The following is a 15,549-nucleotide window of genomic DNA, read 5'->3' as shown; positions in this document are numbered from 1 at the left end:
GATACCAAGGTCAAGATAACAAAGGCGCCCAAAAAGGGCGCCTTTGTTATCTTTTAAATCTATTCGTATCCTCCCTACAGTCTCTTTTCAAATATTTAATAACCATTTTGTGTTTTAATCATCTTCGTAGGAATCCCCTACTTGTTCTGATGGATTATATCCAAATTGTTTCTTGAACTCCCTGCTAAAGTACTTTCTTTCGGAAAATCCAACTGCATAGGCTACCTCACTGACATTCAGCGAAGATTTTAGCAACTCCTTCGCTCTGTTAAGCCGGTACATCTTTACATAGTTATTGATAGAAAGGTTGGATATCGCCCGGAGCTTACGGTAAATAATAGGTGTGCTCATGCCCATCTTTCGGGAGATAAAATTAACATCAAAATCATCCGACTGCATATTATCTTCGATCAGTTGATCCAATGTGGCAATAAATTGAGCATCCAGTTCATTGTCGAAATCTGTCTTTTTAACCTGAAATTCCTTGCTCTTTTTATGACTGACTGCGATGAGATTCTGCACAGATAGAAACAACAGCCTATTGTCAAAAGGTTTTGTTAGATAGATGTTTGCTCCATATTGTAGGGCCTGTGTCTGTGAGTCAGTATCAGTCACTGCGGTCAACAGGATAACCGGAATATGGCTGGTTGCGATATTTGTCTTTACCGCTTGGCATAACTGGGCTCCATTCATATAAGGCATCATCAGGTCAGATAAGATCAAGTCGGGGATATACTCTTGCGCTTTCGATAAGGCATCTTCTCCATTGACAGCAGTGATGACGGTATAGCTGTCCTGAAACAAATGTACAATGGTATCCAGTAGTTCTCTATTGTCTTCGACAATGAGGATAGTCTGTTGCAAAGATCTGTCCATTACGGTCGGAGTTGCTAAATTTGATTCATCTATTACAGTGATCAATGAATCTGTGGGAGAGGATATACGGACTTTCGATAGCTTTGGCAAACGTAGGTTGAACACTGTCCACTCTCCTTTATCATCTTTCATGGTAAAACAACGGATCTCTCCCTGATGCTGTAGGACAATCTGTTTGGTTAAAGCTAGTCCAATACCGGTACCTATACTGTCATTTGCCTGTTCCTCCCGATAATACTCTTCAAAGATCTTGAATTGATTGTCCGTTGCAATGCCAATTCCGTTATCAACAATGTTGATAATGATGCTGTCTTCGCTATCAAGGAGCTCAAGATAAACGGTGCCATTCTCAGGGGTATACTTAATGGCGTTTGACAATAGATTGAACATGACCTTGTCGAATTGAACAGCGTCGATGGATTGTAACCCTACGGCATCCAATTGTCGGATATAATAATTGAGATGTTTATTCTGCGCAAGATCATTGAGGAGGTAGAATGTGTCTTCAATATATTCCCTGAAAGGAATATCGCTTTGTTTCAAGATGAAGTGCTTGTCATCAAATTTTTTGAAATCAAGTAACTCGTTAACAACCCCTAATAATTTGGCCGCGTTCTTTTTAATCCGTTTTATCTTAGATTGCGTAGTCGATAAGTTGGCCGTTTCGGTGATGATTTCATCCAGAGGAGCAGTGATCAAGGTCAGCGGGGTCCGGATCTCATGCGAAATTTGTGTAAAGAATTTGATTTTCTTTTCCTGTTCTCTTTCAGAATTGATCAGCATCTGGCGTTCTACGACAAACTTGATGACAAAGTGTACACCGAGGGTAAATAGTCCAGCGTATAAGAGGTAAGCCCACCAAGTTCTCCAGAGCGGCGGCTTTATATCAATGTGTATTTGTAGCGGAGTACTGCTCCAGATGCCATCATTATTGCTGGCATATACACTGAGTGTATGTCGTCCTTCGGGAATATTGGTATATCTGACACTTGGCGTACTGGTTTCTATCCAATCCTTATCAAAACCTTCGAGTTTATAACGATATCTATTTTTATGTGGTTTAATAAAATTGGAACTTGAAAAATTGACTGTGATAAAATTCTCGTCATAACGTAATTGCAACCTATAGTTGTTGGGGCGATCACCTTGCTGGATGCGCCCATAGTTTAATGGTGTCTCTTCAAGAAATATATTTCTAAAAAGCACGTTCGGTTTTTTCTGATTAAAGGTGATTTTTCGGGTGTCGATCGAAACCAAACCATTCAATGTGGTCACGAATAAAACACCGGCGTCGCTGCTATAGACCTTAGCTCCCTGCATATTTTTAACAGGGAGACCATCGTACTGATTCAGGACAGTGTGAAACTTTGTCCTTGGATCGAAAAAAATCAGTCCATTTTTACTACTGATCCAGAAATGTTTGTCAATCATGACAGGCCAGCCTAAGGTGTTATTGTGAAAACGGGCCAATGGCTTGATATCGCCCAAATGATATAATTCAGTTGCAGTTGTAAACCAAATATTACCATCGGGGTGGACATAAAACCCTTGAATGGATAATTTTGGATCCGTAAATAGTTGAATAACTTTTGTTCTGGGATCTTGCTTGTAAAGTCGCCCCGCCAATAAAAAATAAACACAATTTTTGTTATCCGCTTGGATATCCGTTAATGTAGTAGGGAGTATTTTGACCGGATATGGCGGTTTCCCTGGAGGTACAATATATAAACCAGCATTTGTACCCAGATACAGATAGTTGTCTACTCCGGCATAGATGCTATAGATATTGTTTTTTAAATGTAACGGATTTTTGTCCAATAGGATATGTTGTGCAGTTTTAGTCGTTAAATCAATGATCGAGTAACCGCCACCATGCTGTGCAGCATAGAGGACATTGTTACGTATTGACAGGTCCTTGATCAGATTGGATCGTGATAGCTGAGGAAAAGGATGGATTGTTCCTGTTTTTTTATCTAAAAGATTTATTCCTTCCTCTTCGGTACCGATCCAATAAGCATCCTGGGATTCTGCAAAACTGCCAATAATATCACTATTTAATCTGTTTTGGGGAGACTCACGACTCGAATAAACATGCAGGGGGATCATGTTCGGATAAATGGCATTGATTCCGCCAAAATAAGTGCCTAACCAAATAATTTGTTGATCGTCGACAAATATATCATAAATGGAATTTTGGCTTAGCGAATGTGGAACCAAAGTATTGTGCTTGTAATTAATAAAAGGTGTACTGCCTGTAAATACAGAAAGCCCTTTTAGTGTGCCCAGCAATAATGTATTATTGGGGCCTTTATTGATTTTTCGGATGTTATTACTTAGGAGATTGCTGTTCCCTTCATGAATGTGCTGCCAATGTTGATCCGATAATCGATATTGAAATAATCCCTGCAGTTTTGTTCCTATCCATAATACGCCATTTTGGTAATATAAAGAGCTAACAATACCCTGATCTTTTAGTGGCAATGCGATATGGTCTATCCGTGTTATGGTATTATCTTTTAACGTACAAAACTCAATACCACTATCGCTGGCAACAGCATATGTTGTCGAATTAACCGGAATAATGGCTTGGACATGATTGCGGGTCAAGATCGGTTTTATGGTATAGGAGTTTCCCAAAGGAATGGCAAGATAGAGCCCACGAGCGGCAGAGATGATGGTCTGATTGCCGTGAACATAAATATCATGGATAGCTAAAGGAAGATCAAATGGTTTGTTTTGTTGATAGACGGGTTTTCTTTTGTCAATATTGAAAATGAAGAGTTTTTTCGCGGTTGCAATAAAAAGATCGTTCCGTGTATTGATATTAATCCTATTGATGTAATCCACATTTTTGAAAATCGAGTCAGAGACTAAAACATTCGTCACATTCCTGGAATCGTAAATAAATAGGTTGTTTCCCCCACCAAACCACAATTTACCTTGTCGATCTTGCGCGATTGTAAGTACCGCCTGTTTGTCCAGGATATTATCCTGTGTCAGTGTTTCGAAACTAAAGTGCTGAGCACAACAAATGATACTAGAGCAGAGGAGCAAAAGAGTAACGACGATGCTTCGGATCTGTTGTACTGGAAATTTCATAGATAAATAGAGGTTACAGCATCAAATTTAAGATTTTACCCCTTAATATTTATAAAAATCACCCTATTAAATAATCGGTCTTGCTCAATTTTGACATAGTTAAGTAACCATTTTAATTATAAAACCAATTTCCTAAAGTATGGCTAAGTTTTACACAATAGGATTGTCCGCTATGACGTTATTTGCTGTAGGTGTCGTTCATGCACAGCAGAAAATAAATGTCACAGGACAGATCAAAGACAGTCAGGGAACACCTTTGTCAGGTGTAACCATTCGGGAGAAGGGCGGAACGCTCTCCACTTCCACAAATGGATCGGGAACCTACTCCTTATCTGTTAACGCTAACGCAACAATAGTAATTTCCTATGTAGGATACCAAAACCAAGAGATTGTACTAAACGGCCGCAAAGTTGTTAACGTAACGCTCGAGAATGCAAGTTCAGCGATTGATGAAGTTGTTGTTGTAGGATACGGAACGCAGAAAAAAGCAAATTTGACGAGCTCGGTATCTACAATAGATCAAAAAGTTCTGGATTCCCGCCCAATATCCAATGTCATGTCTGCAATGCAGGGAGCTGCACCCGGCTTAGTTGTGACTCGCTCTGGTGGACAACCCGGTGCCGAGGGCTTTTCGGTTAATATTCGTGGAGATCTATCTACGGGTTCATCTAACCCATTGGTACTTATTGACGGTGTTCCTGGTTCTTTGACCTATACCAATCCAGACGATATTGCAAGTATTTCTATTCTTAAAGATGCCTCGGCCACGGCCATATATGGATCTAGGGGAGCAGCGGGTGTTGTTCTTGTGACGACAAAATCTGGTCAGGGAAAATTGAAGGTAAACTATCAGGGGATGTGGACTGCAAAAAAGATGGGACTTTTTCCGGAGCGGATTAATAGCTGGGAGGAGGCTGAAATGCAGAACCTCGCTCGTATAAACGCTGGTCAATCTCCAGATTGGTCGGCTGAGTTAATTGCTTTGATGAAGGATCCCAATCAATATTATAGAATTAACCCAACGAACCCCACTGCCTATCAATATTTTGGCAATTATAATTATCCGGAGATTTTATTGAAAGATAAATCAACACGTTTAAATCAAAATCTATCTATTTCAGGAAGTACAGAAAAGGATAATTACTTGTTCTCATTGGGGTATATCACGGATAAAGGAATTTTTAGATTTGGACCAGATGACTATAAACGTTTGAATGGACGTTTTAATTATCATCGGGAACTTTCCAAGATGTTTAGCTTGGACTCTAAAATATTATACAGTAGATCGGAGAGGAACTCAAGTGTTTTAGGAGCCAGTAATGATTATGGTTTGATTTATAATATTGTTTCTTCAAGGAGTATTAGTCCCATATACCTTCCAGAAAGCGGTGATACAAAATATGCTGCCGGAAGTGCTGCTGGGGAAACTGTTGGGTTATTAAAGGATGGTGGACGTAACAATAATGTCATTCAAGAAATTGGCGGAAGTTTTGAGCTCGGAGCAAAGGATATTTTTACAGAAGGTTTAAAACTACGTGTTTTATATAGTCCAAGGATAGTAGTCGAAAATGATAATAATACCAGAATACCAGTTCCAATGTATAATGTAAATGGACGAACTGGATGGGCAGGGGGAATTAATCTTAATTCAATCATTAAGGGGCGTTCTCAAACATTAACGAACAATTGGCAGGCGGTAGGTGAGTATAACCGTACTTTTAATGACAAACATGAAGTATTAGCACGTGGAGGCTACCGTTATGACGATTACCGTTACGATTATATTGGCGCGTCGGCTTCTAATCTTCCGACGGATGATGTCTTGGCTTTAAGTCAATTTGGGGATAAAAATAACACCACTGTTGGCGATAATATTCAAACTAATACATTGATTTCTTTCTTTGGTACCGCGCAATATGTTTTTGACCAGAAGTATATTATTCAAGGAACGTTAAACAGAGAAGGAAGCTCACGTTTATCACCAGCCAACCGCTGGATCACTTTACCTGGTGTCTCTGCAGGATGGCGGATAAATAATGAATCTTGGTTTGGGGCTGCTTCTAAAATATTCAATGAATTAAAATTGAGAGCTGCCTGGGGTAAACAAGCCAATGACCCCAATAGTGATAATCCTCGCGCAAGCAATTATGACTATACGAATTTATTATCTAAGGGCGATGCATATCCATTTAATAATGTCCGTAATACCTATTATTGGATTAACGCCGCCGCGTCACCTTTAAGAAAATGGGAAAAAGTGACAAATACAGATGTAGGATTGGATTTTGCGATGTTCAATAGAAAACTCGATGGATCATTCTCCTATTTTTGGAGACAAACAAGAGGAACTTATGGGGTAGTCATTCAACCAGGTGTATTTGGTATTGGAAGCCCGAGTACTAATATTGGCGATTTTGATTCTTGGGGCTGGGAACTGAGCTTAAATTGGCGTGATAAGATAGGGGAGGATTTCAATTATTCTATTGGTGCTAACTTATCTGATAATAACAATAAAGTTGTTAAATTTTTAAATAGAACCAATGTAAGTAATGGTGTCGCTTCCCTTTTAGAAGGATATTCTAAAAACTCAATTTTTGGATATCGTACGGATGGTTACTTCCAAAATGCTGATGAGATAAAAAATAACCAGGTAAATCATCAAAACCCTAATTTGGGGCCTGGAGATATTCGCTATGTTGATGTAAATGGTGATGGGATTATTTCCTCTGGCAAAGGTAACTTAGAAGATCCAGGTGATTTAGTATACCTCGGTACTCAAAATCCAAGATATTCTTTCGGATTGAATCTAGGTTTTAATTATAAAGGATTTGATTTTAGTGCATTTATTCAAGGTGTTGGGAAAAGAGAGTTTTTACTACCTTCCGTTTTGACCCTTCCTTATGTTGAAAGCTGGCGGCAGGCCTGGGCCATCCATAAAGATTACTGGACGCCAGAAAATCCAAATGCAATGTTCCCAAGGCCAGTCATGGGGGGCGGAAGTAATACAAGGATTTCGGATAAATGGGTAGTCAATGGTGCCTATGCACGCATGAAAAATATCCAATTGGGCTATACCTTACCAAAGGAATTGACGACAAGAGCGAAAATAGAACGTTTAAGAGTCTTTTTCTCCGGCGAAGATCTATTTGAATTTAAAAAATCATGGAACCCTTATTATGATCCTGAAACGCCAAATGGACAGGCATTCGGATATCCATTTTTCCGTTCATTCACATTAGGGGTAAATGTTACGTTTTAAAACCTGGGAAATTATGAAAATCGAAATAAATAAATCAAAAACCATTATAAAGAGAGTTGCAAAATTGGGAGTCCTAATCGCGTCGGCCAATATCCTATTTTCATCATGTATGAAGGATTTAGATAATAAGATAGATGAGACTAGGGTGACGGATGCGTCTTTTTGGAAAACCGAACAGCACTTGTTGATGGGGGTAAATTATCTTTATACCTTCTTGCCAGGAATAGGCGAAAATAGCGCCGCAAATTGGACTGATGATTCTCGTTCAACAGGGAACAATTCGATCAGCGATGGATCCCGCTTGGTGCCTAATGGTAGCGGAGATTATACAAGTAATTATCAGCTAATCCGCGCAGTAAATACTGTCTTGGAAAAGGCAGAAAAGATGTCGCTAGACGCAGTTGTTATAACGAAATATAGCGCTGAAGCACGATTTTTTAGAGCTTATGCTTATGGCGAATTGCTCAAGAGATTTGGAGGAATGCCGATTATAACCCGTACCATGGACCTTGGGGATGAATTGCTTCAAGCGCCAAGAGGAACACGTGATGAAGTTGTCAATCTGATTTATAGTGATCTGGATTATGCGATCCAAAATTTACCTGAGGCCAGTGCGACAAAATCCACCGATTACGGTCGAATCAATAAAAGTGTTGCACAGGCGCTTAAGGTTAGACTTGCACTTTTTGAAGGGACTTTTGAAAAGTATCATCAATTTGGAGATGCTAAAAAACACCTGACAATAGCGAAAAATACAGCCAATGATATTATTTCATCAGGCTATTTTAAGCTTTTTACTTACGGAGCTAACCCGGAAAAGAGTTATTATTATCTTTTTCAAAAAGAAGGAAACGGTTATGCAAATAAGGAAGTCATATTACCCCGTTTATATGGGAAAGATATGACAGATAGAATCTCGACACATAATTATAGCCGGAATATAGAACAAGGGGCGATTACACCCACACGTTATTTAGTGGATGCTTACTTGTATATCGATGGTTTGCCTAGAGAGGGGGCGAATAGATCTCCGTATTATAAACCGAGTGTAAGCACATTAACGGAATTTGAAAATAGAGATCCTCGTTTGGCAATGACTGTTTTTAAAACGGGAGATACCTATATCAATGGTTCCAAATATCAACCTATGTTTTCATTTACGCAAACTGGCTATAAAACCTTCAAATATTTTAATGATACAGATTGGGTGAATCAAGCTAGTTTCAATGAGCATAAAATTATTCGATATCCTGAAGTACTGCTGTCGTATGCTGAGGCAGTCTATGAGTTGGATGGAAATATTTCAGATACTGACCTGAATAAGTCTTTAAATATAGTTCGTGAGCGTGCAGGAATGCCAAAATTGACAAATGCTTTTGCTTTAGACCATCAATTGAATGTATTAGAGGAGATTAGAAGAGAGCGTAGAGTCGAATTTGCAATGGAAGGTGAGCACCGTTATTGGGATATTATCCGGTGGAAAATCGCAGAAAAGGTATTACCTCTACCCACACTTGGTATTCAATTTTTCAAAGGTGAATATGCGGAACAGCCTGTTGTGAGTCTTACGCCTGAAGGATACGTGATTGCCCAAACAGCTGCTACGAGAAAATTTGATCCTGCTCGTGATTATCTCTGGCCGCTTCCTATTTCAGAATTGTCCTTAAATCCGAATCTGGTGCAGAATCCTAAATGGCAGTAAGGTTTAAGTTGTAACAAAGTTATGGATCAATCGCTCTGGCAAACGATTGCACGAGCGATTGATTCTTTTTAGCTTGTTTTTCTATATTAAAATAAAGATTTTTAATGTTTTATGTGCGCTTGTAGCGTACACATTTACTTATAAACCATTATCGATGAAGAGAAGATCTGTATTAAAATTGTTAGGCGGTGCTGGCGTTGGTGCATTGACTGCCTCGTTGCCAATGGGGGCGAAGGCAAGTGTTTTATCTGATGAAAGTATAAGTTATGCTGGGAATGACCGTGCTTATTGGGTTTCAATACTAAGCAAGATGGCTACACCTATATTGGATAATATCAGTAAACAGCAATGGCGCAAAATGATGCCGATGGAGGTAAGTCCTACTTTTGACAGTAGAGATCCAGGGGTTGGTTATCTTGAGGCTTTCGGTCGATTGCTGGCTGGCATGGCGCCTTGGCTGGCTTTACCTGATGACAGCACGGAAGAAGGGAAATTACGTAAAAAATTACGTGATCAAGCCTTATTGGGTATTCAATATGGTGTAGACCCTAAATCTCCGGACTATTTTACATGGCGGGGACCTTCATCACAAACGCTGGTAGATGCTGCACATCTCGCCCTTGCGTTCCTGAGAGCACCCAAAGCACTTTGGGAACCATTGGATCAGGTCACAAAGAAAAGGGTTGTCGAAGAATTCAAACTATTACGTAAGATTAAACCTAATGAAAGTAACTGGTTGCTTTTTGCTGCAATGACCGAAACTTTCCTATACAGTGCAGGTGAGGAATGTGCGCGTGAGAAAATAGACTATGCCGTCAATAAATTTGATCAGGAATGGTATGTTGGTGATGGCTGGTATAGTGATGGGGCGCGCTTTAGTTTTGATCATTATAACGGCTACGTGATCCATTGCATGCAGGTCGAATCACTTCGTCATAATATCTCCGCTGATGGAAAGTACAAAGAAATGTATGAACGTGCCTATAAACGTATGCAGCGTTATGCGCATCATTTAGAACGGATGATATCGCCTGAAGGATACTATGTGGTTGTAGGACGTTCGTCTACCTACAAAAATGCAGCGTTTCAACCTTTGGCAACTGTAGCCTTAGAAAATAAATTACCGGACGATATTTCAAAAGGTCAAGTGAGGGCAGCCCTGACTGCAGTACTCCGGCACATCTATATTGACAAAACTTTCGCTCCGTCGGGATGGCTCCGTATGGGGGTGGTTGGAGACCAGCAGTCAAATTTGGCCGACTATTATACCAACGCCGGATCAATGTATGTGGCATCGTTGTCGTTCCTACCCTTAGGATTACCTGCTACGGATGAGTTCTGGACATGTGCCCCACAGAAATGGACATCACAGAAGTGCTGGAATGCGGAACAGTTTCCAAAAGATTATTACGTCAGTTACTAATTCCTTGTTCTTTTATTCATAATCTAAATACTAAAAAAATAGAGATACTAGGTAGGTCTTAGACGTGTATAAGTAAAATCTTGATACTCATATCTCAATACTCAATACTAATATGAAGATACAACACTATATTACAGGAGCTTTAATGATTGGGCTTGGCGTACAAGCAATATCATGTTCTAGTCAGAAGAATTTAACAACAGCCAAATTAGGACTGAACAAAGAATTTGTCAAAACCAATCTTGGAGATGCACATAAACAGATTAACTATCTAGCTTCGTCCATCCAGGAGTCGGATATTCCTACCACCTATAAAGATGGGAAATATGTCAATTGGGGTTCTAGCTGGTGGTGCTCCGGATTTTATCCGGGTACTGTGCTCTATCTTTATGAATATACAAAAGATGAAAAGTTGTTGAATGAGGCAAAACGAAAATTAAAACATTTAGAAAAGGAGAAAAATAATAAAGGAACACATGATCTTGGGTTTATGCTTTATTGTAGTTTCGGTAATGCATTACGGTTGACAGGTGATTCTACAGCATATAAAGGCGTGTTAAGTACAGGTGCTGCTTCATTGGCAACACGCTTTCATGAAGCTCCAAAAACAATCCGCTCATGGGATGGCGGTAAGAATTGGGACGGGCAACCGTGGACATATCCAGTTATTATTGATAATATGATGAATCTGGAATTTTTGACCGAAGTGTCCAAAATGACAGGAGACAAAAGATTTCGGGATATTGCCATACGGCATGCAAATACGACAATGGTCAACCATTATCGAAAAGACTACAGTTCTTACCACGTGGTAGATTATAATCCGGATAATGGAAGTATAATCTCAAGAAAAACAGCACAAGGAGCATTCGATGAGTCTGCATGGGCAAGGGGACAAGCTTGGGGATTATATGGATATACAATGATGTACCGCGAAACAGGTGAAAAGAAATACCTGGAACAAGCGCGGAATATCGCTAAGTTTTACCTTAATCATCCCAATCTTCCAAAGGATCTGATTCCGTATTGGGATATGGATCAAAATAAACTGACCAAGGAAAGTAAGTATTTTAATCAAAAGGATCTGCGCGATGTTTCTACTGCTGCTGTTACAGCTTCTGCATTGTTGGAATTGGCACAATATACAAAGGGTAGTGAAAGTCAGTTGTACATTTCCAAAGCTGAGCAGATGTTAAAGTCACTTTCTTCGAAACCATACAAAGCGGATTACAAAGAAGCTGGGGGGTATATATTGAAACATAGTGTCGGTTCTATTCCGCATAAAACGGAGGTAGATGTGCCATTGACTTATGCCGATTATTACTACGTTGAGGCATTGATCAGATATGACCGAATGCTCAATGGCGAAAAAGTGATCAAACAATAAGGGCATTATCTATGGATAACGGATGAGGGAACCTAGTTCCATTTAAAATAAATAATTCCAATACTATGAACTATAAAAAATTAGTCATTATCATATTGTTAGTGCCACAGGTATTATTTGCTCAAAAGAAAGAGGAAAATAATGGTTTACAGCAGCGGGCATATTTGGTAAAAACGCTTACCAAAATTGCTGATCCTGTATTAATGGCATTAAGTAAAGGCGAATTAGTTAAAACAATGCCGATCGAATCGCGTAACAGTCTGGACCGGACAGGTTGTACTTATCTGGAAGCATTCGGTCGGTTAATGGCTGGAATGGCGCCTTGGCTTGAACTTGGACCGGATAATACCGTCGAAGGTAAGTTGAGAAAGAAATATATCGATTTATCCATCGCCTGTATAAAAAATGCAACGGATCCCGATAATCCGGATTATATGAACTTTAGAAAGCATCCCACAACACAAAGTCAAGCGTTGGTGGATGCTGCATTTTTAGCGCAGGCGCTTTTAAGGTCTCCAAATCAACTCTGGGGTAAATTAGATGATCAGACCAAGAAAAATGTGATCAATGCATTTAACCTGACCCGCGAAATGAATGCCTATGGCAATAACTGGGTGTTATTTAGTTCCGAAATCGAAGCCTTTTTCTTAAAATATGATAAAGTTGTTGATAGAAGTCGGTTGGACAGGGCTATTGACCTAATGGTTTCCTGGTATAAAGGTGATGGAATATACGGTGACGGCCCTAACTTTCATTACGATTATTACAATAGCTTTGTAATACATCCGATGCTTTTAGAAACTAGTCTGGAACTGAAGAATGCTAATTTGGATACAGCAAACCTCTATCCGATATTCCTAGATCGCGCCAGAAGATACGCGACCATACAAGAACGTTTAATCTCTCCAGAAGGAACTTATCCACCAGTAGGACGTTCATTGAGTTACCGTTTCGGTGCCTTTCAGCTGCTTTCGAAAATTGCTTATATGCACGAATTAGATAAAGGAATCGAACCAGCTCAGGTGCGATGTGCGCTTTATACGGTAATAAAAAGACAGATTGAAATGCCGGGAACTTTTAATAGCTCCGGTTGGTTAAATATTGGATTTGCTGGTCATCAACCAGAAGTGGGCGAAACCTATGTTTCTACGGGAAGTGAATATTTATGCTCAGAAGCCTTTATTATTCTGGGCTTACCGTCAAACGATCCGCTGTGGACTGCCGCTGATGCAAGTTGGACGGCGAAAAAGGCATGGAATGGTGAAACAATGATTATAGATCACACGTTGACTCCGGATATTATTGGTGCAGATGTTTACAAAGAACGGAAGAAATAACAAGCACAATAAAAATGAAAACAAACTATGTGTTAGTTCTGATCGTAATGCTATTGGGCGCTGTGCATGGAAATGCTCAAAATAAGGCATTAAACCCTCGGTTGGATATTCTTAAAATAATAGATAAAAGTCTGAAAAATGCGACGGAACAATATAAGGTTCTGATAAAAAATGTGGAGCCAGACAAATTTCCTGAAACATTTACAAAAGGATATGTAAAGCAAAAGGCTCCTAACGGATGGGTAACGGGATTTTATCCAGGTACATTACTTTATTTATATGAAGCAACGAAAGATACAGTGATGTACAATGCCGCCTTGCAAAAACTGCCCTTACTGGAGAAGCAAAAATACATCTCCTCACATGATATTGGGTTTATGATTAATTGCAGTTTTGGGAATGCCTACACGATTGATCCTAAAGCTGAATATAAAGAAACCATTATTACGAGTGCACAAACATTAGCTAGTCGTTTAAATCCGACGGTCGGTTGTATCCGGTCATGGGATTCACAAAAAGATTTTCTCGTTATTATTGATAATATGATGAATCTGGAATTGCTGACACTCGCTAGTAAACTGTCTGGTGATTCCAGTTATAAAAAAATCGCCATAACCCACGCAGATACAACATTAAAGAATCATTTCCGTCCAGATTATAGTTCTTATCATTTGGTTGTTTATGATCCGCTGAGCGGTGCAGTAACAAGAAAGAAGACTGTTCAGGGGGCCGGTGATGAGACAGCCTGGGCGCGTGGGCAAGCTTGGGCACTATACGGTTACACGATGATGTACCGTGAAATAGGAGACCGAAGATATTTGGAGCATGCTAAAGGTATTGCAAAATTTATTTTAGACAATCCCAATTTGCCTAAGGATAAAGTTCCTTACTGGGATTTTAGCGCACCAGATATCCCAAATGCGTTGAGAGATGCATCTGCGGGTGCTTTATATGCTTCGGCTCTAATTGAGCTTGCTGGTTTTGTTGATACGAAAAGTGCGAAAGAATATATCCATGTAGCCGAAACAATTATTAAAACCCTATCGGGACCAGAATACACTGCGGCTATTGGTGATAATGGTGGATTCTTATTGAAACATGGCGTCGGTAGTTTACCCGATAAAAGTTTTGTAGATGAGCCATTGGCCTATGCTGATTACTATTATGTCGAGGCCATGCTCCGTTATAAAAACCTTGGGAAAGGAAAAAGATAATTGATATTCAAACAGGGTACGAAAATAATCTTGGGAGAGTTGGAACGACCATTACATATATTTTCATTGGGATAAGCGATTGATTCAGTTTATTCTGTTAGTAACTAACATGAAAGGAGGTTGCCTATGGTGTGTTGAAAGCGGAGGTTTATTTTTTGATACGCTGTAAAAAGCTTATCGTTCATTCAATTATTTATAAACAATTTTAAATTATGTTAAAAAAATCTTTTATAGTAGCATTTATGCTATTGATCAGCGTGAGCTTATTGGTTCAAGCGCGCGATCATGGAACCTCAAATCTTGTTAAAAGTTCGAAAGCAGCAAATAAAACTTTAACAACTCATCTCTCCAACAAAAAGGTAGCAGGTAAGCGTACAACAAACCTTAGCGATACCTTTGAGTTTTATGTCTGGAATTTTACTAGTTCACCTATTTATTTAACTTTTAGCCCCAATTTTTCTGGTGGTTCAACTCAACATGTTACTGTTCCGGCAAATACACGAGGATATACTGTTAATTTACAGAGAGGAAGCCATTATATCTATGCAAGCTGCCCATATGGACTGTCTATGCGATATATGATGAGTTGCGGTTATTCTGGCTTAGGACAATACTATACTTTTGAAAATGTCGTTTTGTCTGATACCCAGGGATGTACTTCTTTGGATATAGAAAACGAATAATTAATAACACGATATTTTGAAAACGCCTGTCTCATTTTGTTGAGGCAGGCGTTTTTTATAGAATTTAGGATCGATTCAGTCTAAACGAATAGCTGTCTTTTAAGGGGTATTTTTCTATGCATTTGTTGATAATCCTTTGCTTGTATATGATGTTGATCTTTTCTCGATTGTTTGCTATTCGGGAGCTGTTCAGGAATCCTTCGGGAGCTCATTGACATTGCTTCGGGATAGCGTTGAGACAAGCTCGGGACTGGTTCGACTGTTCTTCGGCTGTTGTTTACCCTGTTGTCGATGAATGACCGACGCCGAACTGACCAAATGTCGAACCAGTGCTGACGCAGTCCCGAAGCATGTGCAGAGCGTACTCGAACGTTGTTGGCACTTGCGCGGACTTGAAGGGACTTTAAGGGAGTTGAGGGGACTTTGTCGACTCTGACGATCTTGGTCTTATGTATTGTTTTACATCCTATAATTGATATGATTGATTTGGAATTACATAGGATATAACTGTGGTAGTTGTATAAAATGTCGTCAGAAAACAACAATATATTGTCTTTTTTTTGCATTTT

The 15,549-nt window shown here is 39.4% G+C and carries 8 protein-coding genes; 7 read left to right on the top strand and 1 reads right to left on the bottom strand.

The annotated features are described in order from the left end of the window. Positions 1-114 precede the first annotated feature (114 nt). Complete coding sequence (locus DFQ12_RS24980) at positions 115-3,975, bottom strand: hybrid sensor histidine kinase/response regulator transcription factor (RefSeq protein WP_120261750.1); 3,861 nt, start codon at positions 3,973-3,975, stop codon at positions 115-117. 139 nt (positions 3,976-4,114) lie between these two features. On the opposite strand from DFQ12_RS24980, the gene DFQ12_RS24975 reads away from it, so the two are divergent. The 7 genes from DFQ12_RS24975 (at position 4,115) to DFQ12_RS24945 (ending at position 14,980) form a co-directional block, all read left to right on the top strand. Further along, positions 4,115-7,234 (top strand): SusC/RagA family TonB-linked outer membrane protein, encoded by a 3,120-nt coding sequence (locus tag DFQ12_RS24975; RefSeq protein WP_120261749.1) that lies wholly within the window; start codon positions 4,115-4,117, stop codon positions 7,232-7,234. Positions 7,235-7,247: 13 nt separating this feature from the next. After that, complete coding sequence (locus DFQ12_RS24970; protein ID WP_120261916.1) at positions 7,248-8,936, top strand: RagB/SusD family nutrient uptake outer membrane protein; 1,689 nt, start codon at positions 7,248-7,250, stop codon at positions 8,934-8,936. A 154-nt stretch (positions 8,937-9,090) separates the two neighbouring features. Next, a complete protein-coding gene (locus DFQ12_RS24965) occupies positions 9,091-10,359 on the top strand; it encodes a DUF2264 domain-containing protein (protein ID WP_120261748.1) in 1,269 nt (422 codons plus the stop codon). Between the two features lie 112 nt (positions 10,360-10,471). After that, positions 10,472-11,746 (top strand): glycoside hydrolase family 88 protein, encoded by a 1,275-nt coding sequence (locus DFQ12_RS24960; RefSeq protein ID WP_120261747.1) that lies wholly within the window; start codon positions 10,472-10,474, stop codon positions 11,744-11,746. A 65-nt stretch (positions 11,747-11,811) separates the two neighbouring features. Further along, a complete protein-coding gene (locus DFQ12_RS24955) occupies positions 11,812-13,083 on the top strand; it encodes a DUF2264 domain-containing protein (protein WP_120261746.1) in 1,272 nt (423 codons plus the stop codon). A gap of 14 nt (positions 13,084-13,097) precedes the next feature. Further along, positions 13,098-14,297: a glycoside hydrolase family 88 protein gene (locus DFQ12_RS24950; protein WP_120261745.1), complete on the top strand. Its 1,200-nt coding sequence runs from the start codon at positions 13,098-13,100 to the stop codon at positions 14,295-14,297. 212 nt (positions 14,298-14,509) lie between these two features. After that, entirely contained in the window at positions 14,510-14,980 is a 471-nt protein-coding gene (locus DFQ12_RS24945; protein ID WP_120261744.1) for a hypothetical protein, read from the top strand. The last annotated feature ends 569 nt before the right edge of the window (positions 14,981-15,549 follow it).

Origin of the sequence: Sphingobacterium detergens (assembly GCF_003610355.1) — a bacterium.
In the GTDB taxonomy this organism is placed as follows: Bacteria; Bacteroidota; Bacteroidia; order Sphingobacteriales; family Sphingobacteriaceae; genus Sphingobacterium; species Sphingobacterium detergens.
The sequence above is the reverse complement of the archived record's forward strand: the minus strand, read 5'-3'. Positions and strand labels throughout refer to the sequence as shown.

Coding starts and splice junctions, on each gene's coding strand:
- DFQ12_RS24980 (WP_120261750.1), bottom strand. CDS start 3,975: ATGAAATTTCCAGTACAACAGATCCGAAGCATCGTCGTTACTCTTTTG.
- DFQ12_RS24975 (WP_120261749.1), top strand. CDS start 4,115: ATGGCTAAGTTTTACACAATAGGATTGTCCGCTATGACGTTATTTGCT.
- DFQ12_RS24970 (WP_120261916.1), top strand. CDS start 7,248: ATGAAAATCGAAATAAATAAATCAAAAACCATTATAAAGAGAGTTGCA.
- DFQ12_RS24965 (WP_120261748.1), top strand. CDS start 9,091: ATGAAGAGAAGATCTGTATTAAAATTGTTAGGCGGTGCTGGCGTTGGT.
- DFQ12_RS24960 (WP_120261747.1), top strand. CDS start 10,472: ATGAAGATACAACACTATATTACAGGAGCTTTAATGATTGGGCTTGGC.
- DFQ12_RS24955 (WP_120261746.1), top strand. CDS start 11,812: ATGAACTATAAAAAATTAGTCATTATCATATTGTTAGTGCCACAGGTA.
- DFQ12_RS24950 (WP_120261745.1), top strand. CDS start 13,098: ATGAAAACAAACTATGTGTTAGTTCTGATCGTAATGCTATTGGGCGCT.
- DFQ12_RS24945 (WP_120261744.1), top strand. CDS start 14,510: ATGTTAAAAAAATCTTTTATAGTAGCATTTATGCTATTGATCAGCGTG.